Below are 26,925 nucleotides of genomic sequence, written 5' to 3'. Positions count from 1 at the left end.
GTAGTATGATTGAGAGTGGAGTTATGAATGGGGCGATGACCGGCCGCTATAACGATCCCAAGTCGGATTACTGGACGCCTGACAATCCGACCAATGATCAGCCGCAACCGCGGGCCGATTTGGAGATTCCGATATATGATGACACGCGGAATTACTATGATGGAGATTTTCTGAGACTTCGTAATGTAGGTCTTTCCTATAATTTACCGGCGGACGTGGTTCAAAATATACTTGGTGCTCAATCACTCAGGTTAACGGTTAATGCCGATAATCCATATGTCTATGCTCCATTTGTGCAAAAACACAACGGTGTAGATCCCGAGACGGGTACCGGGAATAGTACTCCGTCGCGGTGGACTCTCAACTTTGGACTTAACTTATCATTTTAAACCGACAAAGGAATTTTATCATGTTAAAAGTAAAGCATATAATACTTGTGGTATCTGTAGCATTGGTGGCAATTTCATGCTCAGATCTGTTGGATGAAGAAGTGCGATCCGAGGTAGGGAATGATCGATTTAATACCCCTGAGGGATTCGAGGAAGTTATGAATGCTGCTTATCACCAGTTAAGACAATATTATGGCCGAGAAAGAGGACATGGCATGACGGAAGGGTATGGCGTTGATATATTCCATGAAGGTGCAGATGGCAGCCATAAACAGTGGAACTTCTATGGTGTCCAGCTAAATGCATCCACAGCCTGGGCCCAAGAGCTGTGGGATGAAATGTATGAAGGTATTAATATTGCCAACACCGTCCTTAACCGGGCTGATCAGGTCGAAGGACTGGATGAAGAAACAGTTAGACTTCGATCTGCAGAGGCACGATTCCTCCGAGCTCACTTTTATTTTATTCTCGTTCAGCAATACGGTCCGGTTCATGTGACAACCGAAGAAACCGAAGGCGTGGAAACCGAGGCCTCCAGGGCTCCCGTTAGTGAAGTCTTTGGCCAAATAGTCAGTGACCTGGAGCAGGCGATCGATGAATTGCCTGCAGAAGCGGCCGATTACGGCAGGGCAACCAAGCCTGCTGCCGAACATCTGCTGGCACGCGTATTGCTTACAAGGGCTTCTGAATTCTATCGGGACGATGCCGGAGAAGCGAATGATTACGATCGTGCTGCAGTCCTCGCCGAAACCGTTATTAATGACTATAATTTTTCGCTTCTTGAGGATGTAGCCGATGTTTGGGCCGTTGGTAACGAGCGAAATGAGGAGGTCATTTGGGCCGTACAAAATTCAGAAGACGTACTGCTCAACGAAATAGGAAATGAATCTCACCTCTACTATCTCACTACTTACGACGAGATGCCGGGTATGAACAGAACTATCGAGTATGGGCGACCGTTTAAGCGATTTCGTCCCACTGAGTATCTTTATGATGATTTATTGGGACCGGATACTCGAGATAAAGACTCGAGATACGACGCTTTTTTCAGAGATGTATTTTACGTAGTTAATCCCGGAACTTATACGGTAAATGGAGTGGAGGGAGTTGACATGGCTATGGGTGACACGGCGATCTATTTCCCGGGAATTGAATGGACAGAGGCTGAGAAGCAGGAAAAACCCTACACAGTAGTAACGCCTTCGGATTATAATCCAAGGGATTTTCCACCCGTTGCGAAACATGAATCACCGGGTCGTCCTGAACTGAACACTACGGCTGGATGGCGGGATTTCCTTGCCTTCAGACTGGCCGAAACGCACCTGATTGCAGCGGAAGCTCTCTTATTGGGCAGCGGTAGCCAACAGGATGCCGCCGACCATATAAATGAAGTCCGACGTAGGGCGGCTTGGCCAGGACAGGAGGACGCCATGGAACTGGATCCTTCTGAAGTAGACCTTAATGCTATCCTCGAGGAAAGGGCGAGAGAATTACTGGCGGAACAGTTCCGCTGGTACGACCTGAAACGAACAGGGTTGCTCGTGGAGCGGGCCTACCAATATAATCCGGAAGTTCAACGGGATGGCCTGATGGATGAGCACCATCAGTTAAGACCAATCCCTCAGACACAGATCGACCGCACGGAAGGCGCCAGCGAGGCGTTCCCGCAAAACCCGGGATACTAATACTGATAACGATAAACGAGCGTAACAGACCTGCTGGCTGGCTTTAAAAGGCTGGCCAGTTTGGTTTTATACAGGTTACAGGAGGTGGATACAGGGAAAAGGGGGGGATTTTTGAACCTCCTTTGTCAGTATTAACTAAACCGTTCTTACTATATATTTAAAATGATCTGTTTCCACTTTTTCCTGATTCGCGGCTATCATATCTCCAAACCTGACAAAACATTTGCCGTTTCGCAATATAAACGATATCCTCACAACCTCTGTTTATGACAGTGAACATGAAGTAATTCCAAATAAAGAATAGATACCAATGAAATTAGTTGATCCCTCTGGTAACGAGGTCACAAGTAAAGAGAATAAAGACGCCAAAGAGCTGGAACAGCAGATGTCCAAAAAGATCGAAGCACTGCTCGAGCCGGTCATGAATAAGGTGAAATTATCCGGTGCACAAATTCCACAGCAGCAGTTAATGCAGCTCAGCTCAGCGGCACAGCAGATGCTGTTTAACCGCATGATTTATAATTTGCTGCAAAAGATCGGTATTGAAGATATCGACGAAGTGCTCACGGAAGACGATGTTGAGGAGCTCTCCACCTCCCTGAAAAACCAGGTGAAGATGGTGGACAGCAAGGATATGCAGGATCAAATGCAGCAGATGCAGCAGCAGGATCCGGAAAGCTAAGTATGCCTGTTGCGGGCCGGATGAGGCTTAAATTTAAAAAGCTGATCAGTTTAGCGATACGTGCGGTCAGGTAGTGGTAAAGCTTCGTGGCATTGCCGGTGGCCCTTCTGCTGCAGGCGGGGACAGGAGCTTGTTTAGATGGGGATAAGGCGGATTGCTCGCTACCGCTTTCGGCATTGGTGATCGGCTCTCACAAGAGGATCACAAGATCAACATGGCGTCGCCAAAGGAATAGAAGCGATATCCCTTGCCTATGGCATGCTGGTAGATATGCTTCATTTCGTCAAAGCCGGTGTAGGCGGCGACCAGCATCAGCAGGGTGCTTTTGGGCAGGTGGAAGTTGGTGATGAGGGCATCTACGGCCTTAAACCGGTACCCCGGACGAATGAAGATATCGGTTTCCATAGCGGTCGGGGTAAACCGCTCACTTTGCCGGAGGCACGTCTCCAAAACACGCACGCTGGTGGTGCCGACGGCCGTCAGATGATCGGCCTGATTCAGCTGCCGGGCGGTTTTTGGAGTGAGCCTGAACCATTCGGAGTGCATGGTATGTTCTTCGATGGTTTCCGTTTTGACCGGCGCGAAGGTTCCCAGTCCCACGTGCAGGGTCACTTCGGCCTGTTGTATCCCGGAGCGCCGGATTTCAGTGAGCAGCTCATCCGTAAAATGAAGTCCCGCCGTAGGCGCGGCCTTGCTCCCTGAATCGCGTGCGTAAATGGTCTGATACTCTTCCGACAGTGATTCATTTTGTTCTATATAGGGGGGGAAAGGAGTATATTTATATTGATTATAGACCTCATCATTGAGAGGGGGACGAAGCCGCAGCGTACGTATGCCTTCCTCATCGATATCCACGACCGTAACAGCAATGGCATCGGTAAGCTGAAGCGTCCGTCCCTTTTTGAACTTTTTGCCGGGGCGCACAAGGGCGCGAACCGTCGTGTCGCTGGCGGCATCCAGAATGAAAATCTCTTTTTTCCCGTCCTCGAACAGCAACCGGCATTTTTCAACCTTGCTGTTGTTGAGCACAAGCGTGGTATCTTCCGGCAGGTAATCCGGGAGGTTGTAAAAAAAATCATCTGTGATGGTTCCCGACCTCCGGTTATAGACCAGCAGCCGGGCATGATCGCGTGGCTGAGCCGGCTGCTGGGCAATCAGCTTCTCCGGAAGGTCGTAATCAAAATCCGAAAGCGTATAATTCATAATAAATGTTGTTAACATTATATACAGCTAAAAATGATTCCCGCGGTGGAAGGTAACCACAGAATGGCACAGAGGAAAACAATTGATTGGAAGATAAGCAGTAGCCTGGGTCACTCTTGAGCACTGAACCGGGGTCCTGTTACCGCGGGGATGAGCACGCTTTCTTATCAGGGGGACACCACTGCCGGGCACGTTGATCATGTTCTTTTGATAACAGTCTTCTTCTGATGATGGGTGACCCATGATTTAAAAATCATGACTCAAAAGGAATCTCCAGCTGTTTGTAATGCCCTTTTTCGCTTAGGTTTAAGTTCGAAAGGGTAATGCCCAGAAGCCGCACCCTGCGATTACCCGTCTCCGTTTCCTCAAGCAGCTGAATGGCAGTCCGGGCGATGTCGTCCGACCTGTGAATATAATGGTTGAAGGAAGTACTGCGTGTAACGGTTTCAAAATCGGCGTAGCGTACCTTGAGCGTTACCGTCTTACCTGCCGCCTGCTTGTCTTGCATATTTTTGGCCACTTTGCCCGCCAGTTCGGTAAGAAAGTTGTGAATCCAGTTGAGGTCGTCGATATCTTCCGAAAACGTGCGTTCTTTACCAATGGATTTGCGAATACGATGCGGTTTCACCTCCCGGAGGTCGATGCCGCGCACAATACGATAGTAATGACGCCCGACTTTTCCGAACTTTTCAATCAGATCGATTTCCGACCATTCTTTTAAGTCCTCGCCGGTGTAAATGCCCAGTGAATGCATTTTTGACTTGGTCGCAGCCCCTACGCCATGAAAAGCCCCGATCTTGAGATCGGCTAAAAAGTCTTCCGCCTCTCCAGGTAAAATAACCGCCAGTCCGTCAGGTTTCTCGAGGTCGGAGGCTATTTTGGCAAGAAATTTATTATGTCCCACGCCGGCAGAAGCGGTGAGACCGGTTTCTTTTTTGATGCGTTTTCGGATCTTTTGGGCGATAAGGGTGGCTGAAGGCAATCCGATATGGTTTTCCGTGACGTCCAGGTAGGCTTCATCCAGCGACAGGGGTTCTACCAGGTCGGTATATTCAGAAAAAATGTCCCGTATCTGGCTGGAAATTTTTCGATATACCTCAAAACGCGGTTTTACGAACACGGCGTGTGGACACAGTCGAATCGCCTGTGCGGCGGGCATCGCGGAATGGACTCCGAATTTGCGTACCTCGTAGCTTGCTGCGGCTACCACTCCCCGGCCTTCGGGAGAGCCTCCCACGACCAGCGGTTTCCCGCGATATTCCGGAAAATCGCGCTGCTCCACGGAAGCATAGAACGCATCCATATCGATATGGATGATTTTACGAATCGAATCGTCGCTCATAATAAGGAAGTTATCCGGGATTAAGGTGGCTATTTGAAACCACGGGGATTATGCCTATTCAGTGTCCGCTTAACACTGTGCTAAAAATAATTGATGCCACGTTTATTTCCATTTCGGCTTTACGCCATTTATTCCCCACTCGCTATAGAAAATCTGAATATTAGGATTCCAAAATCACCAAAAAAAAGTTATTTTCCGCCTCGGTAAATTTTAAAGATAAAACAATATAAGTTACATGGAAGTTTTAGATGGAACCACCATTTTTTGGCTGTTTGCTCTGGGTCTGCTTGTAGGAGGCGCGGTAAAATTAGTAATGTGGAATACGACGGTGAATCTGGTATCGAACCTTGTCGCAGGGGTAATGGGTTCTGTTGTGGTGGGGGGGCTCACGGCAGCGCTTCAGTTGCCCGGCGGATTACTTTTTGCATTTGTAGGCAGCCTTTCTATTCTTTTTATCCTTAATGTCTTTCATATGGAGAGCCAGAAGGCGCACTGACAGGCGCATACCGGGGAACCTTGAAGCACCGTATCGCATTTAAGAAGACAGGCGTAACTTAAAAAACAGGGATAACTTATGATACCTTCGCTCGGTGTGCAACTGTTTTGGATGATTGCGATAGGCTTAACAGTGGGCTTTGCCAGTTACTTCATTTTCATGAAATACAGCATTCGCCTCGGGTTAAGTATCACCCTGGGTACACTCGGGGCCGTATTCATGGGGGTTATCGCCTACTATTTCGCTTTTGGCCTGCCTTTAATGTATTCGATTTTAGGAGCCGTTACATTCCTGTTTATAGCAAATGTGTTTCTTTCACAGGAAGAATAGGCACGTATAAAAAAAATGCTCAAGGTTTAAATTTTTTTGGAATTATTGTTGGCATCTTACCACAATTTTTTTAAGATTACTTTTAGGGATTGTGATGAGGTGTACAAAAAGGACTCCGACCTATGTTGGAGTCCTTTTTTATTTTTAGCTTATTCCCTTTCTGTATTGTCCATAGAAAGAAGGACACCCCCGGTATTTTTGAGTTGTAGAGGCCTTTTGCAAAAATCAAACCTGTTCTTTTGGTCAATCTCTGTATTTTCGCGCATTCATCATCCTTATATATGCTTAATACGGGGTGGTTTTGAATGCGCTCAGGCTTTACTATTGATTAAAAGTCCTGGTTTTGCAAAAGCCCTCTTCTACTTTATATGGGAGTCAATTAGGGCATTGAATGATTATTAAAACTCTTTTAGCTTTCGTAAACGGTATTATGACTCACTGATATTAAACTCAAAAATTGTGGAGTCTTTTATGTCGTCATCGGTCTATTCACTCTGGTTACAGCCAAGCGGAGATATTGCTTATCGCCTGCAGGAACGCATTAATAACATGAGCCAGCGATATGGCACCCCTTCCTTTGCCCCGCATATAACGCTGCTGGGCAGTTTGAAATCGTCAGAGACAGAGCTTATTTCGCTGACGGATATCCTGGTGTCATCTCTGTCTCCCTTTGAAGTCAGGTTGACAAAAGCCGGGTATAGCGACCGGTTTTATCAGTCGCTTTTCTTGCGCGTAGAAAAAAACAACATGTTTCAAGAGGTGCGAAAACGAGCCTGCCAGCTTTTTGACATGAGTGATACAGAGGACTATCATCCTCATCTCAGTTTGCTGTATGGAGATTTATCTCAAAAGGAAAAGGAGCGTATCCTGAATATCATGGGCAGAGAGTTTTATATTCGGTTTCCGGTAAAAAGTATCGTGCTAATGCAAACCGAAGGTACCCCGGAGCAGTGGAAGAAAATTGATACCGCTGTTTTTAAGCTGCAATAATGGCAGGCTATTGGAGTTGATACTCTTTTGTATTATGCCGATTCTCATTTACCGTGCAGGATATTGATAAATAACCCAATCAAATCATCAAAAGGGCTGTTAAATATGTCTGATTACAAGTTTTTTAAACAGGTCAATCATGCCTTTGACGCTGCTGCCAAGTATTCCCGTTTTAATAAGGGGCTATTGGATCAAATTAAGATTTGCAATAACGTCTATCGGATAACCTTTCCGCTCGAACGGGACGACGGGACCATTGAGGTGATACACGGATGGCGGGTTGAACACAGTCATCATAAACTTCCGACGAAGGGGGGTATCCGGTTTAGTATGACGGTTAATGAGGATGAAACCATGGCCCTTGCCGCACTCATGACGTACAAATGTGCCGTAGTGGATGTACCCTTCGGCGGCGCAAAAGGAGGTATCAGAATTGATCGGACAAATTACTCTGCCGGTGAGATTGAGCGGATCACCCGCCGCTACGCCTACGAACTTATCAAAAAGGGATTTTTGGGTCCCGGCTCGGATGTACCGGCCCCTGATTACGGAACGGGCGCTACCGAAATGGGATGGATATTGGATACGTACCGGCAATTGAAATCGGATATCAACGCCGAAGCCTGCGTCACCGGCAAGCCGATTCCCCAGGGCGGTGTTCGGGGGCGTACGGAAGCAACCGGCCGGGGCGTTTTTTTTGGAGTTCGCGAAGCCTGCAGAAAGGCTGGAGACATGACAGAGCTGGGGTTGCAACCGGGCCTTGAAGGAAAAACCTTTATCATTCAGGGGTTAGGCAATGTGGGCTATCACACTGCAAAATATATGAGCGAGGGGGGAGCCAGGCTGGTCGGCGTTGCAGAAATTGAAGGGTCCATATACGACCCGAACGGTATTGAGCTGGAAAAACTTGTTGAATACAGGGAGGAAACGGGTTCGATCCTCGGTTTTGGCGCTACCAAAGAACTAGGAAGTAACACGGCGGTGCTGGAAGCCGAATGTGACATTCTGATACCGGCCGCACTCGAAAATCAGATCAATGATAGTAACGCTTCTCGAATTAAAGCTAAGATTCTGGCCGAAGCCGCTAACGGTCCCACGACCGCAAGCGCCCATCAAACGCTGAAAGAGAGAGAGGTACTTATCATTCCCGATAATTATCTGAACGCCGGTGGCGTGACGGTTTCTTATTTTGAATGGTTAAAAAATCTCTCCCATGTACGTTTCGGACGTATGGAAAAACGATTTGAAGAGGGCAGTTATCGGAAGATTTTAAATGTTGTCGAAAGTGGTTTGGATCGATCATTTACAGAAGAGGAAATGAAGGAACTGGCACGCGGGGCCGATGAATACGACTTGGTTGATTCGGGGCTCGAGGAAACCATGATCAATTCGTATGATCAGCTTAATGAACTTCGCAAAAAGCATGATATCGATTTGCGGACGGCCGCTTTCCTTAATGCTATTGAAAAAGTGGGCGTAATGTATGAACAGATGGGAATTTTTCCCTGATATGGCAGGTAACAGAAAAAGGACCGCCAGTTCAGGGCTTTTCTGTGGGGGGTACCTGCCTGCTGCTATGCAGTGGCGCGCAGGTACCTGAGAGTATGGGTAGGAGTTTCAGAGTAATCGCATAACATCAACTTATAACCTGTATAAATAATTTTGCGAAAGCCAGTGAAAAGAGTTGCAAATAAAAGGGAATAAATTTTGTTTTTAGCAATGATACTGGAATATTTGTATTCGGGTGCCCAGCGAGGCATTTCTTTTTACTATTAAATATAACTGAATGGAGCTACGAATGGAAAAAAGGCTGACGGCGGAGCATATCAAACAATGGAAAGAAGGGGTATATCATAAAGCATTTACCATTTTAGGAGCTCATGTAACGGATGGGGGCACATTCTTTGCCGTTTGGGCGCCCCATGCCCATTCCGTGAGCGTGGTCGGAGAGTTTAACAACTGGGATGGACGCGAAAACCCTATGGAAAAGGAAGATGCGACCGGCATATGGACGACTCAAGTATCGGGCGTTGAAAAGTGGGATCTTTATAAATTTGAGCTTAAGACGGCTGAAAATGCCCCACCTTTTCTAAAGTCCGATCCTTATGCAAGAGTCGCGGAAGTACGTCCCAAGACAGCCTCGCTGGTATACGATTCGGAGGAATTTGATTGGGAGGATGAAACCTGGCTTTCAAGCCGCGGAGAGCAACAGTCGTTTCGGAAACCGATCTCCATTTATGAAGTATACCTGGCTTCCTGGAAACGAAAGGGGCCGGACAATAATGAATACCTCGGTTATCGGGAGCTGGCACAAGAGCTGGTTCCCTATGTAAAGGAGTGCGGCTTTACCCATATCGAGTTAATGCCGATTGCCGAGCATCCCTATGATCCGTCCTGGGGCTACCAGATTACCGGCTATTATGCCCCGACCAGCAGGTTCGGTGATCCCGACGACCTGAAGTATTTTATCAACGAATGTCATAAAGCGGGCATCGGTGTAATCATGGATTGGGTGCCCGGCCACTTCCCCAAGGATGAACAGGGCTTACAGATGTTTGACGGAACACCTTTATACGAATATGCGGATCCCCGTAAACGCGAGCAGAAAGAGTGGGGGACCTATATTTTTGATTATGGCAAGCCCGGGGTTCGTAATTTTTTGTTATCGAATGCTCATTACTGGTGCGAGAAGTTCCATATCGATGGCCTCCGCGTTGATGCGGTGGCCTCCATGTTATACCTGGACTATTCCAAAAACGACGGGGAGTGGACTCCCAACAAGTATGGGGGCAATGAGCATTTGGAGGCGATCGATTTTCTCAAGGATTTCAATACGATTATTCATCGTGAGTTCCCGGGTATTTTGACGATGGCCGAGGAGTCCACCTCGTGGGAAGGGGTCACAAAACCGGTACATCACGGCGGATTGGGATTTGATTACAAGTGGAATATGGGGTGGATGAATGACACGCTCAGTTATATCAAGAAGGAGCCGGGGCAGCGACACGACGATCCCGATAAGATTACCTTTCCCATGATGTACAATTATTCCGAAAACTTTTTATTGCCTTTCTCTCACGATGAAGTGGTTCATCTCAAGGATCCCATGGTCTGGAAAAGTTCGGGCAACGAGCAGCAACAGTTTGCAAACCTGCGGCTGCTGTACACGTATTTTTTCAGCCATCCCGGAAAAAAACTGTTGTTTATGGGGAACGAATTTGCGGAAACCTCCGAATGGTCTGAAGGTTACGCCCTACACTGGCATTTATTGGATCACAGCCGGCACAGGGGGATACAAAGGATGGTCAGCGATCTTAATCGATTCTATCAAAAAGAAAAGTCGCTGCATGAAATAGACCGGGAAAACGAAGGGTTTGAATGGATTGAACTGGGACGCGAAACCCCCTGCTTGTTCGCCTTCCTGCGCAAAGCCCGCGACCCGGCCGATCATATTTTATGTATTTTGAATTTTGCTGATTATCCCCTGGATAATTACCATTTGAGTCCTTTCGACGGGGTACAGTATGAACTCGTCTTTAACAGTGATTCAGAGTATTACGGTGGACAAAATCGAGGGTCTCATTATGGAAAGATGGGCAAGCAGTACGTCTCTGTCCCCCCCTTTACCGGATTACTGCTGAAACCAGCCGACTAACCCGAATTTTTTACACGGTTCGGTCAGCCTGAAATGGATGACGGATTGGTCAGAAGAATAAGCGTTATGATAGAGGCCTCGCATGTATAACCACAACTGTTTGTGAATAAGATTGGGTTTCATTTTATTAACAAGCTGTATTTTAGTATATTTGTTCGTTTAATTTGTCAAAATTGTAAGGTTCAATGGCTTTCAAGCTAAATCATCTTCCCAGTCGTACCGAAAAACCCCGAGAAAAAGGAATGACGCTCATTCTGGATAAAGGGTTGAGTGTCCGTCAGGTTGAAGATTTTTGTGCCTCGTGTTCCAACTATATCGATATTGTGAAGTTAGGATGGGGTACCAGCTACGTTACGCAAAACCTTGAGGACAAGCTTGCGGTCTATGCGGAGGCCGATATACCAGTCTATTTCGGGGGGACATTGTTCGAGGCTTATGTGCTGCGTGACCAGCTGGATGCATATATGAAGCTGCTCGATCGGTTCGATATCGGACATGCCGAAGTTTCAAACGGGACGATCTGGCTGTCCGATCAGCGTAAGGTCGAAATCATACAGCTCATGAGTAAGCATTTTACAATTTTGTCAGAAATAGGAAGCAAGAATCCGAATGATATTATCCCCCCCTACAAGTGGGTAAAAATGATTGAGCGCGAACTCGAGGCAGGGGCCTGGAAAGTGATATGTGAGGCCAGAGAAAGTGGAACCGTAGGCGTTTTTCGACCCAATGGTGAAGTGCGATCCGGACTTATTGACGAAATTGCTGATCAGGTACCGGTGGAGAAACTAATCTTTGAGGCTCCCCAAAAAGAACAGCAGGTTTGGTTTATTCGCAAGTTTGGGAGTAATGTAAACCTGGGCAATGTTCAGCCATCAGAAGTTATTCCGGTAGAAACACTCCGGCTGGGGCTTAGAGGCGACACACTTTTCGACTTTTATTCGCTTGATGATGATATGAATCAACTTTATCCCGACCACGAGGATACGAAGTCGAAAGATTAATTCAATGAAATACCAACGAAGCTATTCCGAATAATATATGAAAGTTCTATACGCTGCAGCCGAGATATCTCCCTTTGCCCGAATGACGCATACAGCTGATCTGCTGCGTTTTTTGCCGGCCTCATTACAAGACAAGGGATACGAGATACGTATCCTCTTACCCAAATACGGTACGATTAACGATCGCAGAAATCGTTTGCATGAGGTGATCCGCCTCTCTGGTATCGAGGTTGAAGTGGGGGATAAGATAGAAAGTATGCGCATCAAGGTGGCAAGTATACCGAATGCCAAGCTCCAGGTTTACTTCCTGGATAACGATACCTATTTCAACCGGAAGGCTATGTTTATGAACCCCGACGATGGGGAGCACTACGAGGATAATGACGAACGGATTGTCTTTTACAGCAAAGGAGTGCTCGAGACGGTCATCAAACTGGGATGGAAGCCCGATATTATTCATTGTCACGATTGGCCGGCGGGACTTATACCGCTGCTGGTCAAAGAAAAATACAACGACCTGGATCTTTTTAAGGATACGCAGCTTATTTATAATATCCATCATCCCGAAAACAATGGTGTATTCAATAAAAAACTGCTTGACCTTGTGGGTTTTCCGGATTCCTTGAACCGGGACAATCTTATAGAGGGTGATAACGTTGACTTACGCACCCTCGGTTTAAAATATAGTGATCACGTTGTGACCGGAAACCATCTGACGGATCAGCTGGATGATCTCTTCGGCGAACTTAACATTTCGCCAAAGAAGATTCAGGGCTCACCGGAAGACGTCTCCGATAAGTTCGCACGTTACTATGATGAGATTGCCGGAACTGAGGAAGAAACGGAAGAATCCTAACATAATTTTAGAGTTGTATTTTGTTGCAGAACATAATGAGCAGCACCTTTCGAAATGCAAATGCGTTTTGCTTACTATTGGTCTTGGGAATAGCAGCAGTAATTTCCAGCTGTGAAAATCCGGGATCTGTCGGTAGTGGTCTAAGTGAATCGGGCGCTGATGTTGAAATCCTGCGGGATACGATAGGCGTTGTAGACACGCTCGGATTCAATTCATATTCGGGAAACTATGCCTTTTTTGCGGCTGGAGCCTATAATGATCCTCTCTTTGGTGAGCTGAAGGCCACCGGTCTCGTGAGGCCCTCCCTGCCTGCCGCCGGGGACAGCCTGGAGGAGGATGCCACGATGAAGATGCGTATTCTCTTTGACTCACAGAATGTATATGGAGATACGCTGGCGGACCAGTCGTTTGAGGTATACAGAATCGAGGAATACTGGAGAAGCAGAACCCATAAGCTCAAAGACGAGCTGCAGATTGATCAAAGTCAGGCGGTGGCTTCGTTTACCGTTGAAACCGAGGACTCTATGGATGTGACCCTGGACCCGGCGTGGGTTAGTGAGTATTATATGGCCTACGCAGAATCTGAGGACGCTGATGCCGATTCGCTTTATCAAAACGAAGTATACGGCCTGGCGCTCGTGCCCTCCGGCAGTAATAAAATTATTCCGCTTGACGCCCAGTCGACCCGGTTTGTTATTGAGAATCCCGAAACCGACACGTTTGAAGTCTCAAACGGGCAGTGGGCGTATCACATGAGCAGAAGCAATGAGCCGGATCAACCCGAAGGGTCAGCGGCAGCTTATAATATGCTGGAAAACATCCTGAGCTTCCGGCTTGATCTTTCTGGTATTGATATTAACGGTCCCAGTATCTCCAGGGCCGAGCTCGTCTTTTACCAGGATAACGCAATAATGGAACAATCGATTTCGGGCTCGGTAAAACGTCCACAGCCACAGTCTGCTCAGCTGCGATTTGTAAATTCCGGGCAAATCCCGGATAACCTGATCGCAGGGAATCCCTCGGCAAATGGCAGTTATTCGGAAGAGGATCACGCTTTTCACTTCAATGTGACTTCATTGATACAAAACGGACTGATTAACGGCTTCCCGGAGAACAGGAAATTTTACTTCATGTTATCCAACGACGGTTCAGTTAAAGCAAGCCTTCTTTCTATTGACCCCGGCAGCGAAAAGGCCCCGAAACTTGTAATTACCTATTTAAAAAACAGCACTGAGTAACGTTGAAAAAATTTGTATTCGTAACGCTTATTTTTTGTTTTACCAGTACTGCAGCAATGGCTCAATCGCAGGATGAGCAGGCTAAGAGCGGGTCTGTATACTCCAAGCTGGGCATTGGCTATCCCGTTGGGCTGTCGAGCACCTCGGCCCGTTCGCTGGGACTAACGGGCGTATCATATAATGAAACCTATGTGGCGGGACTGACGAACCCTGCGCACTGGGGACATACCGTTTACGGATTGGGTGCCGGGGGCGTTGGCATCGACTCCTATAATGCCAGTGGAGCTTCTGCGGAGGCAAGAAATGTTCATTTTGGAATACACCAGTTTCAGCTGCAGCTGCCTGTCATACGAGGCAAGTTTGGCGTTTCGGCTTCCTTTAGTCCCGTCACTCAGTCGAATTTCCGTAATTACCAGGAAGATGTGATGGATGTCGGTACCGGTGTGACACAGGATACGCTGCTCTATGGTATTGAAAACCGGGGCAGTGGGGGCGCGAACCGCGCAGAGTTAGGATTCGGCTGGCGTATAACCCCCCATATTTCGGTCGGATATGCCGCTTCCATTGTTTTTATCTCTCTTGACGATCATTATACCGGTGTTTTTGGCAATGCAAACTACCAGACGGTCGGGTATACACTTGAAACCAGCGGTTCAGGCTTTGGAAATCGTTTTGGCACCTATATTCGCATACCGGGGCTTTTGGGTTCCGAAGACCAGCTGGGTATAGGGGCCAGCGTCAATTTGCCGGTTTCCATTGATGCGCAGCGAAAACAGACAGCCGATCTCGGGCCCAGTTCTCTCTCTACAGAGGACGGCGGAAATCTGGGTAACGGAACAATCACCCTGCCGATGACTATAAATGCAGGACTTAGTTATCATCCCAGCAGATTGACGATGTTTGCTACAGAAGCTACATATGAGAATTGGTCGGACTTTGACAACGATTTTAAACCTTCGGAAGGCGCTCTTTTTACAGATCGCTATAAATATGGTTTGGGATTCCAATATTTTCCTTACATTACAGGATCAAATAAGTTTTTGTCACAGTTTAAGTATCGTATAGGGGCATCATACGATACGGGCCATCTGAAAATTCAGGGAGAAAAAATCAATACCCTGAAATTTTCTTTCGGGTTAGGAATCCTGTCACCGCGGTCAAATTCTAATTCATCCATCGATTTAAGTTTTGAATACGGGCTTCGCGGCACGCAAAACATGAATTTGGTTGAAGAACAGATATGGGGCGTGCGGTTATCGCTGAATTTGGCGGAAATCATGTTTTTCCGGCCAAAATTACAGTAGATGAAATAAATGACCCGAAAATAAGTTTATAATATGAACCATAGATTAAAACACTGAGAATTATGAAAAAGCTACTCCTTTTAACGGCTTTTATCTTCTTCAGCAGTAGCTGGACAATGGCACAATCATCACAAGAGCCGCCGAGTGGAATGAGCGAGATCCAAGCTTATTCCATCTTTTACGAGAATTATAAGAATGAATCATATGAGGAGGCCCTGCAGTTCGGGCGCTGGATATGGAAAGGCATGCCCGAAACCATTGAAGGTTATCCGAAATTTGACCTGAAAAGGAATTTGCGCCGCCTGATCACGGTGTATTCCAATCTCGGGGAGAATATTGAGGACCCGTCATTAGCCGAGGCCTATACCGATACCGCTTTAACGATCTTTGACAAGGTTTATGAAACGTATGGAGATGATCTGGACGCTTATGAGTGGGCTGTGAGGCGGGGTCGCTTTTATGAAAGCCACTCAGATCGTATCGAGGATGCTGCTACCAAAGCAGCTGCCGAATATAAGAAGGCCTTTGATTTGAAGCCCGAAGAGTTTACCAAAATGGGGGACGGCTACTACGTGCAATCCATGCTGCGGGATCTGATTTCACAGGATAAAAAAGAAGAAGCCCTGGCCATCATCGATGAGGCAGAGCCCTATGCCCCCGAAAAACTGAATGAGTACTTCAGCAAAGCACGTAATAAGCTGTTTGATACTCCGGAAGAACGCATTACATTCCTGAAAGGAGAATTGGAAGATGACCCGGAAAATGAAGAATTGCTGACCCAGCTGCAGGATATCTATGAAAGGGAGGATATGGTTTCGGAGTTAAATGCGATAAGTAAAAAGCTGTATGAAATTAACCCGAGCTATGAAAACAGCCTGGCCCTGGCGGAAAGTGCGCAGAGCGACGCCAATTACAACGAGGCTATCGAATATTTCAAGGAAGCGCTTGACAAGGCAGAAAAATCCGATCAAAAAGCGGCGATTGCACTGAATATTTCCAGTGCGTATCTGAATAGCGAACAACTGCCACAGGCCCGGGAATACGCCCGAATTGCGGCAGATCACGACAGTGAATGGGGCAAACCATTTATCAATATCGCCGACGCCTATGCCCAGGCCGTTAGTAACTGCACCGATAATCGGAAACTTGAGGTGGAAGACCGGGTGGTTTACTGGCTGGTCCTCGATTACCTTAATAAAGCGAAAAGTATTGACAGCTCTGTCAGCAGTGAAGCCAATAACAAGATCAATTCTTACGCTTCGGTCACGCCGACCACCGAACAGCAGTTTTTCAAAAATTGGGACGAAGGCCAGCAGTTAAGTGTCGATGAATCATTGAACTCCTGCTATGGCTGGATTAACGAAACGACTACGGTCCGCCGATAGACTTTAAGAGGCCTTTGCAAAACAACGGTTTTGCAAAGGTTTCTTTAAATATCGGTCAAACCTTATTATCTTTAAATACTTTAATGACCATAAACAGGGCATCGCAGACGGTTGCCCTGTTTATATCTCCTTCCAGTTTTTTGTACACATAAATCTAATAATTTTCATATCTGCTTTCCCGTAAGCGCTTTTTTTGCTGTACGGGAATGTTGGACATTAAGCTAAAACCACCGGATGTAATGGGACGTTCAAGAAATAATAAAAACCGCGGCCGCAACAAGAACAAAAATGCTTTTGTACCCCGGTTTCAGGATAATCGACAGGTAGAGGTAGCGGGGGAGTACCGCGGGGTTGTGGAAATTAATGCCAAGGGTTATGGCTTTGCCCGTGAGTTGGATCACGAATTCAGTTATGAACCCGATGATCCTTTTCTGAAACCGGATGAAGTGAAACGCCATTACTTGCGTCCGGGTCTGGTCATTGAAGGAGAGTATGAGGAAGATAACCGGGGGAACCGCCATATCTACTCCATTGAAAAAATAAACGGGCACGATCCTATCGAATGGCAACGCGCCACCCGCTTTGAACTGCAAACGCCCATAATGCCGGTCGAATACCTTAAACTGGGTCAAGAGCCCGACAATATCGAGATGAGGGTACTGGATCTCGTCGCCCCGATCGGCAAGGGCCAGCGCGCGCTGATCGTGGCCCCGCCCCGGACGGGTAAGACGGTGCTGCTGAAGAAAATCGCCGAATCGGCTACGGCTCATTATCCGGATATCTCCACCGGAGTCCTGCTGGTGGATGAGCGACCGGAAGAGGTGACCGACTTTTTGCGAACCACGGATGCCGAAGTATTTGCCTCTTCAAACGATAATTCGACTGAGAGCCACATTCGGATAACGGAACTGGCTCTCGGCTATGTCAAACGAAAAGCAGAAATGGGAGAGGATGCCGTTTTGCTGATTGATTCCATTACCCGGCTGGGACGAGCATATAATAATGCACAGGAGAGCAGCGGGCGAACTCTTTCCGGGGGACTTGATATCCGGGCGCTGGAAATTCCCAAGAAAATTTTTGGATCTGCCCGTAAGATTGAGGGAGGAGGTTCGCTCACTATTATAGCTACTTGCCTAGTAGAGACCAACTCGCGTATGGATGATCTTATCTTCGAGGAATTCAAGGGTACCGGAAATATGGAACTGGTACTTGACCGCGAGCTGGCTAACGATCGCATTTTTCCCGCTATCAATATCAGTGCATCCGGCACGCGGAATGAAGACAAATTTATCGATGACATTGAAGAGCGAAATATGGTACGTCGTTATCTGCTTAAAAAGTCGCCAAAGGAATCAATGCAGAGCTTGTTAAAGGTATTGAAGAACACCGAAAGCAACGAAGAGTTGCTCAACCAGATTGCCGCTATGGTTTAAATAAAAATCAATGGGGAGACCAGCTTTGACTACAGAAATAGTCGAATACAATATTGAACCTGCCCAAAGGATTTAGGACCCTGTAGGTCTTAGCAATATTTACTGCAAGTCCGTCGAATTTGGCCGGATTCCGGGTTTTTCTTCGTCACCCTGAAAGAGCCCTCAAGAATTGTTACACTGCCGCTCTGCGCAAGGAGACCGGCAGACACACTGGAAGGACAGGTACCTAATAAACCGGCAGGGAGTTATCTATATCCCTTGCCCACTGGTTAATACCGCCTTTCAGGTTCATGGCGTGGGTAAACCCTTCTTTTTCCAGCAGTTTGCACGCCTCGGCGCTTCGTGAACCGCTGCGACACAGGCAGACGACCTCCTGGTCCTTCTTATCGGCAATCTCGTCCAGCCGTTGACGTAGCTTTCCTAAAGGAATGAGGATGGAGTTGTCGTAGGCTATTTTTGATTGGTACTGCTCAAAGGGTTCGCGAACGTCCAGCAGAAACACATTCTCTTCGTTATCGATCTTCCTTTTTAACTCTTGAACAGTTATTTCTTTCATGCTTATGAAGGGGTTTTAGTAATCATTGATTTTGAGTGAGCTTTGCAAAACCCTCTTAAAACAGTAGTCGGCATTTCTTCCGCTTATCCGTAGCGGTCAGACAGGTTCACAAAGTCTTGAGGTGTTATTTATTTATGGATTGTTTCCGGATTCATAGCGATCCAGTCGAAATTGATTGCCCAGGTATAGCCGACGGGCCTCTTCATCATCGGCCAGCTGATCGGCCGATCCTTCTTTCAGAATTTTTCCTTCAAACATAAGGTAGGCCCGGTCGGTTATAGCCAGGGTCTCGTGCACGTTATGGTCGGTGATAAAGATACCGATGTTGCGGTGCCTGAGCTCGGCGACGATTTCCTGGATATCCTCCACTGCAATAGGATCGACGCCGGCAAACGGTTCGTCCAGTAAAATAAAATTGGGGTCGGTTACCAGGGCACGCGCAATTTCCGTCCGCCTTCGCTCCCCTCCGGAGAGGCTATATCCCTTGCTGTCCACTACTTTTTGAAGGCCGAACTCTTCCACGAGCTGATCCGTACGATGCTGGATCTCCCGGCTGGACAGGTCAAAAAATTGTAGGATGCTTTCCAGGTTTTCCCGTACGGTCAGATTACGGAATACGCTGGCTTCCTGCGAAAGATAACCGATGCCCAGCCGCGCCCGCTTGTACATGGGCATACCCGTCAGATCGCGGCCATCAAGAAAAATCCTGCCGCTGTTGGGGGTAACAAGTCCCACAAACATGTAAAAGGTAGTCGTCTTTCCGGCGCCGTTGGGACCCAGTAAGCCCACAATTTCACCCTGTGTAACATTAATGGATACATCCGAAACTACCGTACGCCGCTTATAACGTTTTGTGAGTTCTTTGCTAAAGAGCGTTTTGTTATCGGTTTGTTCCGCCATGAGATGACATTAATGCTTAAACTGCAGCGAGTTCTTGCAATGCGGATTCAAAAATTCGCTTTCCATCGTCCGAACCCAGGATGCTTTCCACTGCGCGTTCGGGATGCGGCATCATACCCAGAACATTGCGTTGCTGATTACAGATGCCGGCGATATGATCGATCGAACCGTTGATATTGGATTCCGGCGTCGTCTTGCCTTCCCTGTTGCAATAGCGGAAGACAATCTGATCGTTATCCTGTAATTTTTTGAGCTGATCGCTGTCAGTTACGTAATTGCCCTCGCCGTGGGCAACGGGCAGCTGTAAAACCTCGCCCGGTTCAATCATCCTCGTAAACAGCGTATTGGAAGTTTCGCAGCGGAGGTACGACTGTTTGCAGATAAACCGAAGTTGTTCATTATGCAGCATCGCTCCCGGTAGCAACCCAGCTTCCAATAGAATTTGAAAGCCGTTGCAAATCCCTAAAACGGGTCCCCCTTTATGTGCGAATTCAGTAACCGACTGCATAATGGGTGAAAAACGTGCAATGGCTCCCGACCGGAGATAATCTCCGTATGAAAACCCACCGGGTACCAACAGAAGGTCGATGTCCGAGAGGTCGGTATCTTTATGCCAGATAAATTGTGCATTGGCATTCATTACATGCGCCAGGGCATGATAGGCATCATGGTCGCAGTTTGAGCCGGGGAAAACAATTACTCCAAAGTTAGCAGACACGATATTATCCTTTTATTTCGGTGACAAGTTGAATTTCTTTGAGCACGCCGTTTACTTCGAAACAGTCTTCAAAGCTGCCTTCGAAAACCTCGGCTTTGCCTTCGTTGTGTACTTTATAGGTTAACTCTTCGGCGTGAGACTGACTGCATCCCAACGCTTTTTTTAGCTGTCCAATGACTTCCTCGAACGTATGAACATCATCATCGTAGAGAATAACTCTCCAGGGCGTCTTCTCATGGTCATCTTCCTGTTCCTCTTCCAGAACATCGACGTCGATTTCGGGTGCTTCCTGTTTGCCAGGTTCAGATCCCCAAACATTTGCAAGCGGATCAGTCATAGCAACAATATTAATTTTCGTGGATCGTGATCTCAAAATCTTCCATAACTTCATTGGCAAGCAGCTTGGTACAGGCCGTTTCGGCGATATCAAAAGCCGCATCCTTGCTGTCGGCGTCAATATTCAGCTCAATGAGCTTGCCGATGCGCACGCTTTCAATATCGGATAATCCTAAATTGTTCAGCGCATGGTGAGCCGCTTTGCCTTGAGGGTCTAATATGGATTTGCGTAGTGTTACGTTGACAGTAGCCTTATACATCGGTATAAAAAATTGTGCGAGTTTAAATGAGGGTAAAGTTAATCTTTATTTAGCTTAGCTGCTACCTGTTTACCGATAAAATTCCGTGCCTCTTCAGGTGAGCTATCATCAAGATCAATCCAGTGAATGAAATTCCACCGCCGGAACCACGAAAGCTGTCGTTTGGCGTAGCGACGGGTTTTGGTCTTGATGTTGTTAACCATCTTTTCGTAGCTAATATTGCCTTCCAGGTAATGGATAGCCTGCAGGTATCCCACCGTATTAATTCCGGGGTCTTTGAGGGTATAGCCGCGGTTCAGGATCGATTCAACCTCTTCCAGCAATCCCTGCGCAAACATCTGCTCCACGCGGCTGTTGATTCGGTCATAAAGTGCCTGACGATTGCGATGCAGGCCAAAAACGATCATATCGTCCGGCACCGTAATGGAGTTGTCCTCCGAATGGAAGGAACTAAAGGGTCGGCCTGTCTGCATCCACACGTCGAGGGCGCGAACAATGCGTTGCGTATTCATGCCGTCCATCTTTTGTGCGTAGGTAGGATCTACCTCCCGCAGTTTTTTGTACAGCGATTCAACGCCCTCTTCCTCAACTTGTGTTTCGAGCCGGTCAATATTGGATTCATCGGCCCCGGGCACATCATCCAGCGGCTGGATTGTACACTGCACATGCAAAGTACTGCCGCCGGTGTATAAAACATTTTTATTGCGTTGCTCAATATCCAGCTGCCAGCTGCGGGCCCGCTCTTCATAGTTGGCTACGCTGTCTTTGACCCCCGGATCAATGATGGAGAGATTATAATGCGGTACATCGCCCTGCTCATTCTCTGTGGGAGTGGCCGTACCAATATTCAGGTACTTGTAACACTGGCGGGAGTCCACAGAAATTATTTCTGCATCAAGATCCCGCGCTACATCCACTGAAAGGGCCGTTTTACCGACGGCTGTGGGACCAAGAAGTAATATGCGCACAAAAAAAATTTAATTTGAAGGTCACTCTGATAACAAATATAAGAAAAAAAGATCATTGTTTTTGAGGGGTGTTATTCTGGAGAATCCGGTAGAAAAGGGGACTATCTGGGATGTATAAAGGGCGGTTAATTTGGTTGCTAAGAGAGCGAGGATTTATTAGTATACGGTACTTATTCTGCGGACTGTTTTTTAGGTCTGATAAACGCTCAGCTAAATATTATTATCTATGAGATTTAACTTATCAAGTAGCAAATTAGTTAATGCACTTTCCGCCGTTTCGGGGGCTGTACCTAATAAAGCTACGCTTCCCATCCTGGAAACTATTTTGTTTACAAGTGAGGATGGCCAGCTGCGGCTTACAGCTACCGATCTGGAGATTTCAATCATTGAATATATGGACGCTGATATTGAGGAGGGAGGGGCGGTTGCTATCCCCGCTCGCCGGTTGACTGAGACGCTGCGCCAGCTGCCTGATATTCCGGTTGCCTTTGAAGTCGACGAAAAATTTAACGTGAAATTCCGCACAGACAAGGGAACGTACAAACTGGTAGGGGAAGACCCGGATGAGTTTCCCGAAGTTCCGAATCTTGACGAGGGACATCTGCTCGAGACTACAAAAGACGATATACTCAAGGCTATTAGTAAAACGCTGTTTGCGGTTTCCAATGATGATTTGCGTCCCGCCATGATGGGCGTCTTTTTTGATATCGGTCCCGATGAAAGCAAATTTGTTGCCACTGACGGACACCGGCTGGTGCGCTATATTAAGCAGGACCTTACCAGCGAGCAGGAAATCAATTTTATCGTCCCCGAGAAGGCCTTGAGTCTTGTTCAGAAAGCACTGCACGGCGATGAATGCCTGCTTACCATTACGGAAGATCATGCGCGTTTCAAGAGCGGGAATACGATTGTCATTACTCGGCTGATCAACGAGCAGTATCCCAATTATGATTCCGTTATTCCGCGGGAAAATGACAAAACACTGATTATCAATAAAGAGCAGATGCTGGCTACGGTAAAGCGGGTAGCTATCTTTTCGAGCTCGACGACCCGGCAAATCCGGCTGCAGCTACAACCCGATAAGTTGACGATCCGGGCTGAGGATATTGATATGAGCAGCGAAGCAAAGGAAACCATCTCCTGCGACTATGATAATGAAGAGGAGATGGAGATCGGTTTTAACGCCAAATATCTGGCCGATGTGTTGGGGAATGTCGACGATGAGGAAGTGTATTTCGAGTTTTCCACACCCAACAGAGCGGGAATTGTAAAACCTTCCGAAGAAGATGAAAATGAGCAGATGCTCATGCTTGTGATGCCGGTGATGCTGAACACCTATGCGTAAGGTCATTACTCTTACAACCGATTTTGGGTTACGGGATTACTATGTAAGTGCTATGAAAGCGGTGATGCTCGGCATCGCGCCGGAAGCCCGACTGATAGATGTGTCTCATGATATTCCCTCCCAGGATATTATGGCGGGTTCGTGGGTGTTGAAAAATTCCGCAATGCTTTTCCCCTCCAAAACAGTGCACACGGTGGTGATAGATCCGGGCGTAGGTACCGAACGCCATCCCATTGCCCTGCAGGTTGAAGATCAATATTTTGTGGGTCCCGATAACGGTATTTTTTCATTGTTGACGTCAGACAGCGATTATACGGCCGTACGTCTTACTAAACAGCAGTACCTGCGGGAGAGCCCCTCCAATACATTTCACGGGCGTGATATATTTGCCCCGGCGGCCGCCCATTTGAGCCGGGGGGTACCGCTGGAAGAGCTCGGAGAGCCCCTGGATGAACTGGTCAGCTATCGATGGATGCAGCCTATAGCCGACAAAGACGGGGTGCAGGGCACGATCATACATATCGATAAGTTCGGCAATCTGATTACCAATATACCACAGGCACTTATTAAAGAGGTGGTCGAAGGAAAGAAGGTAAAGATTTATATCGGAAATGTTATTCTGAATGATATTTCGAATACTTTTGGGGCGGTAGCTGAAGGAGAGCCGGTGGCATATGTCGGCAGTGCGGGCATGCTTGAGATCGGCATAAACATGGGCGATGCCGAGGAAATGCTGGGCGTTCAAAAGGGGGCGCAGATATCCTTGGTCCTGCAAAAGTAGGGCCTGCTATAATCTGTTTATCGTAACTATTGATAAGAAATCAACGTATCACAACAAAACAGTCCAATGCACTGTCATGTTATGTTGAATACCAACAGGATTACTGCTTTCCGCCTGTGATCCTGAAGCTCTTTGGGATAACCGAACCCATTTATGCCTATGTCTCTTGAAATTCGATCTCCAAAATATGAGCGTGCCGCGATCACCATTCCCTCGGAGGCAGCTAATCTGCAAAAAGGGTTCAACGGCACAGTTTGTTCCAATAAAGGCGATGAGTATACTATTCGCAATAATATTATTGATCTGCTGGCCGGCGATACCATGGATATGTCGTGGGCACAGAGTTCAAACCACTGGAAAGTAACGGCAGCCCTGTATGAAGATATTTGGCGCAAGCGATCACTTTCTATCTTGAGCGGCGAAGAATTTCCCATCCGGAAAGAACAGGAACTCCTTACACAATGGCTCAATCCCCAGCCCGCCCGCCGGTATCTGGATATAGGCTGCTCAACAGCGCTGTACGGACGCCTGATGAAGAAAGCGGAGCCCGAATGCGAGGTGGTATCACTCGACTTTTCTGTACAGATGCTGGAGGAGGCACGGCTAAAGTCGGAAGCCGAAGAAGCGGATCAATACCTGGTACGGGCAGATGCGCGTTCACTACCCTTTTTTAGCGCCACTTTTGACGGACTGACGATGGGTGGCACGCTTAATGAATTGACGGATCCCGCCAGGGTTTTGTATGAGGCACGGCGTGTCATAAAAAAGGATGGTGTCTTTTTCATGATGCACCTGGTCAAGGCCGATGCCTGGTACCTTCGGCTGCTGCAGGAATCGACCGAATTCAGCGGCATCAAATTTTGGGCCATTGAAGAAAGCAATGAACTTTTCGAACAAACCGGTTTCAGGGTCGCCGATCAGTTCTGCAAGGGTATTGTTTGTTTTACAAAGCTTCTGCCGGCCTGATAGAGGCTGGGCCGCGCGCGTGATTGTGCTTCGGATAACGTGAAAAGTAACCCTTACTATTATGCAAAAACCAGTTCCTGATAATTGAATCCGTCGTTTTGAATCCCGCCCAATAGCTCAGCAAAACCGATCCAACTAATAACCAGGAACAAATAACCAAATTAATCCTTGATACTGAGCTTGGAAATCGTCAGCCTCCGATAACCGATAACCGATAACCGATAACCGATAACCGATAACCGATAACCGATAACCGATAACCGATAACCGATAACCTACATCTGATCCGGTGCGCTGATGCCTAATATCGTCAGTCCGTTGGCCAAAACCCGGGCGGTGGCTTTCGCCAGTGCGGTTCTTGCCTGCATCAGCTGCTCATCTTCGCCCAGAATGCGGCAGTCGTGGTAGAAGGAAGTAAAATGCGAAGCCAGGTTATCCAGGTAGTTGATCAGTCGATGCGGTTCACGGCTTTCAGCAGCGCTTTGAATCATCTGGGGAAAGCGGATGATGCTTTTGATAAGCTTTTTTTCGGATTCATGGGTCAGTCGTTCCAAATCGGGAGCGCCCTCAAGGCGGTACTCCTGCTCTACTTTTCTTAGGATGCTGTGAATACGGGCGTGGGCGTATTGCAGGTAAAAAACAGGATTCTTTTCGCCCTCCGTCTTGGCTTCGGCAACGTCGAATTCCAGATGCGTATTGGGGGCCCGCATCAAAAAAAAGAAACGGGTGATATCCGAACCCACTTCATCCATCAGCTCGTCAAGCGTAATAAAATTGGCTTTCCGTGTACTCATCTTGAACGGTTTGCCTTCCTTGACAATAGTTACGAACTGGTAGACAATCACATCCACTCTGGAACGGTCGTATCCCAGTGCTTCGATTCCGGAAAGCACATCGGGATAGGTATCAATATGATCGGCGCCAAAGACGTCGATACACTGATCGTAGCCCCGGTCGAGCTTATTGGCATGGTAGGCTATGTCGGGGAGACGATAGGTCGGCTCCCCGCTGCTTTTGATGAGCACGGTGTCTTTATCTTTGCCAAAGCGGGTAGTGCGAAACCAGGTGGCCCCGTCTTTGTCGTAAGCCAAATCTTTTTCACGAAATGTTTCGATCGCTCGCTCGATGGAACCGTCGTCATAGACTTCCTGCTCATTGAAGAACGAATCCATTTTAATGTTCATCCGCTGGAGCGTAGCCTGGATCTCTTCGAAGATCAGCTGTTCGGCTTTCTCCTTAAAGACGGTGATACCGCCCGATCGGACAAGGCTGTCGCCGTGTTCTTCCACTAACGCTCGGGCGATTTCGCGGATGTATTCGCCCTCATAGCCATCGTCGGGCAGCGCTGCTTCCTCTCCCAGTTCCTGCAGGTAGCGTGCACGGACACTCTGTCCCAGTATGCGCATTTGACGGCCGGCATTGTTGAAATAGTATTCGCGGTCGACTTCAGCGCCGGTCCACTCCAGTAAACGTGCCACCGTATCGCCCAAAACGGCATTGCGACCGTGTCCGACGGTTAAGGGTCCCGTGGGATTGGCGCTGACAAACTCAATGAGGATGCGTTTGCCGCTGAGTGTGCCGGTCTTACCGAAATCCCGGCTTTGATTCAAAACGAGTTGAAGTTCATCATAAAGGTAGTCTTCGGCATAGCGGAAGTTGATAAAACCGGGACCCGCAATTTCAACAGCTTTAATCTTTTTGGGATCATACTCCAGTTCTTGCACAATCTTTTCTGCAATGCTTCGGGGATTCGTATTGAGTACACTGGCCAGGTTAAGGGCAATATTCGAGGCCGAATCCCCGTGATCGGGCTGGTTCGGTTTTTCAATCTGGATATCGGGCAGGTCCTCCTCCGGAAGGTCGAACTGATTCAGGGCGGATCTTAAAATGGAGCGCAGGTAGTCTGTCATGTACATTGTTTACTGTCTTTAAATTCAGGCGTCAATATAAGGCTTTTGAATATCGAATATCGAGTAGCTAAGAATGAAAAATTAAAAATGGACAATTAAAAATTTATCTGTCTATCCTTTTGTTCATTGTATTGAGAATGGCACCCAGGATACTTTTTAGTTCATGACAATCAGAGAGGAGTAATTGAGCCTCTTT

At 47.5% G+C, this 26,925-nt stretch carries 25 protein-coding genes and 1 pseudogene; 17 read left to right on the top strand and 9 right to left on the bottom strand.

Going from position 1 to position 26,925, the window contains the following annotated elements; all coding sequences use genetic code 11:
* The 3 genes and pseudogenes from ACESLU_RS02405 to ACESLU_RS02395 form a co-directional block, all read left to right on the top strand.
* Window positions 1-389 (top strand): annotated as a pseudogene (locus tag ACESLU_RS02405) (SusC/RagA family TonB-linked outer membrane protein); the annotation flags it as partial.
* A 20-nt stretch (window positions 390-409) separates the two neighbouring features.
* A complete protein-coding gene (locus tag ACESLU_RS02400) occupies window positions 410-2,074 on the top strand; it encodes a RagB/SusD family nutrient uptake outer membrane protein (RefSeq protein ID WP_372634606.1) in 1,665 nt (554 codons plus the stop codon).
* Between the two features lie 310 nt (window positions 2,075-2,384).
* Window positions 2,385-2,756 carry a hypothetical protein gene (locus ACESLU_RS02395; protein ID WP_372634604.1) on the top strand — a complete coding sequence of 124 codons (372 nt, stop codon included), beginning with the start codon at window positions 2,385-2,387 and terminating at the stop codon, window positions 2,754-2,756.
* Between the two features lie 201 nt (window positions 2,757-2,957).
* On the opposite strand, the gene queA is transcribed toward ACESLU_RS02395, so the two are convergent.
* Window positions 2,958-3,959 carry a tRNA preQ1(34) S-adenosylmethionine ribosyltransferase-isomerase QueA gene (gene queA / locus ACESLU_RS02390; RefSeq protein ID WP_372634602.1) on the bottom strand — a complete coding sequence of 334 codons (1,002 nt, stop codon included), beginning with the start codon at window positions 3,957-3,959 and terminating at the stop codon, window positions 2,958-2,960.
* 253 nt (window positions 3,960-4,212) lie between these two features.
* Window positions 4,213-5,301, bottom strand: coding sequence for a DNA polymerase IV (gene dinB / locus ACESLU_RS02385; protein ID WP_372634599.1), 1,089 nt, complete (start codon window positions 5,299-5,301; stop codon window positions 4,213-4,215).
* A gap of 235 nt (window positions 5,302-5,536) precedes the next feature.
* Here dinB and ACESLU_RS02380 point away from each other — a divergent pair, with 235 nt between their 5' ends.
* From ACESLU_RS02380 to rho, 11 genes are all read left to right on the top strand, one after another.
* Entirely contained in the window at window positions 5,537-5,797 is a 261-nt protein-coding gene (locus ACESLU_RS02380; RefSeq protein WP_073059414.1) for a hypothetical protein, read from the top strand.
* A 78-nt stretch (window positions 5,798-5,875) separates the two neighbouring features.
* Window positions 5,876-6,127 (top strand): hypothetical protein, encoded by a 252-nt coding sequence (locus ACESLU_RS02375; protein WP_372634595.1) that lies wholly within the window; start codon window positions 5,876-5,878, stop codon window positions 6,125-6,127.
* Window positions 6,128-6,598: 471 nt separating this feature from the next.
* Window positions 6,599-7,117, top strand: a complete 519-nt coding sequence (locus ACESLU_RS02370; RefSeq protein WP_372634592.1) for a 2'-5' RNA ligase family protein — start codon at window positions 6,599-6,601, stop codon at window positions 7,115-7,117.
* 105 nt (window positions 7,118-7,222) lie between these two features.
* Complete coding sequence (locus ACESLU_RS02365) at window positions 7,223-8,626, top strand: Glu/Leu/Phe/Val dehydrogenase (protein WP_372634589.1); 1,404 nt, start codon at window positions 7,223-7,225, stop codon at window positions 8,624-8,626.
* A gap of 289 nt (window positions 8,627-8,915) precedes the next feature.
* The gene (gene glgB, locus ACESLU_RS02360) at window positions 8,916-10,772 is read left to right on the top strand and encodes a 1,4-alpha-glucan branching protein GlgB (protein ID WP_372634586.1); all 1,857 of its coding nucleotides are present in this window, start codon (window positions 8,916-8,918) and stop codon (window positions 10,770-10,772) included.
* A gap of 185 nt (window positions 10,773-10,957) precedes the next feature.
* Window positions 10,958-11,773 (top strand): phosphosulfolactate synthase, encoded by an 816-nt coding sequence (locus tag ACESLU_RS02355; protein WP_372634583.1) that lies wholly within the window; start codon window positions 10,958-10,960, stop codon window positions 11,771-11,773.
* Window positions 11,774-11,810: 37 nt separating this feature from the next.
* Window positions 11,811-12,629, top strand: coding sequence for a glycogen/starch synthase (locus ACESLU_RS02350; protein ID WP_372634581.1), 819 nt, complete (start codon window positions 11,811-11,813; stop codon window positions 12,627-12,629).
* 83 nt (window positions 12,630-12,712) lie between these two features.
* Window positions 12,713-13,867: a hypothetical protein gene (locus ACESLU_RS02345; protein WP_372634578.1), complete on the top strand. Its 1,155-nt coding sequence runs from the start codon at window positions 12,713-12,715 to the stop codon at window positions 13,865-13,867.
* Window positions 13,868-13,923: 56 nt separating this feature from the next.
* Complete coding sequence (locus ACESLU_RS02340) at window positions 13,924-15,171, top strand: hypothetical protein (RefSeq protein ID WP_372634576.1); 1,248 nt, start codon at window positions 13,924-13,926, stop codon at window positions 15,169-15,171.
* A gap of 62 nt (window positions 15,172-15,233) precedes the next feature.
* On the top strand, window positions 15,234-16,556 hold the full coding sequence (locus tag ACESLU_RS02335; RefSeq protein WP_372634573.1) for a tetratricopeptide repeat protein: 1,323 nt from the start codon (window positions 15,234-15,236) through the stop codon (window positions 16,554-16,556).
* 239 nt (window positions 16,557-16,795) lie between these two features.
* On the top strand, window positions 16,796-17,989 hold the full coding sequence (gene rho / locus ACESLU_RS02330) for a transcription termination factor Rho (RefSeq protein ID WP_372634570.1): 1,194 nt from the start codon (window positions 16,796-16,798) through the stop codon (window positions 17,987-17,989).
* A 226-nt stretch (window positions 17,990-18,215) separates the two neighbouring features.
* On the opposite strand, the gene ACESLU_RS02325 is transcribed toward rho, so the two are convergent.
* From ACESLU_RS02325 to miaA, 6 genes are all read right to left on the bottom strand, one after another.
* Window positions 18,216-18,545, bottom strand: a complete 330-nt coding sequence (locus tag ACESLU_RS02325; RefSeq protein ID WP_372634567.1) for a rhodanese-like domain-containing protein — start codon at window positions 18,543-18,545, stop codon at window positions 18,216-18,218.
* Between the two features lie 132 nt (window positions 18,546-18,677).
* Window positions 18,678-19,445 (bottom strand): LPS export ABC transporter ATP-binding protein, encoded by a 768-nt coding sequence (gene lptB, locus ACESLU_RS02320; protein ID WP_372634564.1) that lies wholly within the window; start codon window positions 19,443-19,445, stop codon window positions 18,678-18,680.
* Window positions 19,446-19,461: 16 nt separating this feature from the next.
* Window positions 19,462-20,163 (bottom strand): phosphoribosylformylglycinamidine synthase subunit PurQ, encoded by a 702-nt coding sequence (gene purQ, locus ACESLU_RS02315; protein WP_372634561.1) that lies wholly within the window; start codon window positions 20,161-20,163, stop codon window positions 19,462-19,464.
* Window positions 20,164-20,167: 4 nt separating this feature from the next.
* On the bottom strand, window positions 20,168-20,500 hold the full coding sequence (locus ACESLU_RS02310) for an ATP-dependent Clp protease adaptor ClpS (protein ID WP_372634558.1): 333 nt from the start codon (window positions 20,498-20,500) through the stop codon (window positions 20,168-20,170).
* 10 nt (window positions 20,501-20,510) lie between these two features.
* Window positions 20,511-20,759, bottom strand: coding sequence for a phosphoribosylformylglycinamidine synthase subunit PurS (gene purS, locus ACESLU_RS02305; RefSeq protein WP_372634555.1), 249 nt, complete (start codon window positions 20,757-20,759; stop codon window positions 20,511-20,513).
* 38 nt (window positions 20,760-20,797) lie between these two features.
* Window positions 20,798-21,727: a tRNA (adenosine(37)-N6)-dimethylallyltransferase MiaA gene (gene miaA / locus ACESLU_RS02300; RefSeq protein ID WP_372634552.1), complete on the bottom strand. Its 930-nt coding sequence runs from the start codon at window positions 21,725-21,727 to the stop codon at window positions 20,798-20,800.
* A 226-nt stretch (window positions 21,728-21,953) separates the two neighbouring features.
* Here miaA and dnaN point away from each other — a divergent pair, with 226 nt between their 5' ends.
* The 3 genes from dnaN to ACESLU_RS02285 all read left to right on the top strand — a co-directional run bounded on the left by dnaN (window position 21,954) and on the right by ACESLU_RS02285 (window position 24,819).
* Entirely contained in the window at window positions 21,954-23,072 is a 1,119-nt protein-coding gene (gene dnaN, locus ACESLU_RS02295) for a DNA polymerase III subunit beta (protein ID WP_372634549.1), read from the top strand.
* Window positions 23,065-23,853: an S-adenosyl-l-methionine hydroxide adenosyltransferase family protein gene (locus ACESLU_RS02290; protein WP_372634546.1), complete on the top strand. Its 789-nt coding sequence runs from the start codon at window positions 23,065-23,067 to the stop codon at window positions 23,851-23,853. Before dnaN ends, ACESLU_RS02290 begins: the two co-directional genes overlap by 8 nt.
* A gap of 159 nt (window positions 23,854-24,012) precedes the next feature.
* Window positions 24,013-24,819 carry a class I SAM-dependent methyltransferase gene (locus ACESLU_RS02285; protein WP_372634543.1) on the top strand — a complete coding sequence of 269 codons (807 nt, stop codon included), beginning with the start codon at window positions 24,013-24,015 and terminating at the stop codon, window positions 24,817-24,819.
* 275 nt (window positions 24,820-25,094) lie between these two features.
* On the opposite strand, the gene argS is transcribed toward ACESLU_RS02285, so the two are convergent.
* Entirely contained in the window at window positions 25,095-26,729 is a 1,635-nt protein-coding gene (gene argS / locus ACESLU_RS02280; RefSeq protein WP_372634541.1) for an arginine--tRNA ligase, read from the bottom strand.
* Between the last annotated feature and the right edge of the window lie 196 nt (window positions 26,730-26,925).

The sequence above is a fragment of the Fodinibius sp. genome (genome assembly GCF_041642155.1).
Taxonomy (GTDB): domain Bacteria; phylum Bacteroidota; class Rhodothermia; order Balneolales; family Balneolaceae; genus Fodinibius.
The sequence above is the reverse complement of the archived record's forward strand: the minus strand, read 5'-3'. Positions and strand labels throughout refer to the sequence as shown.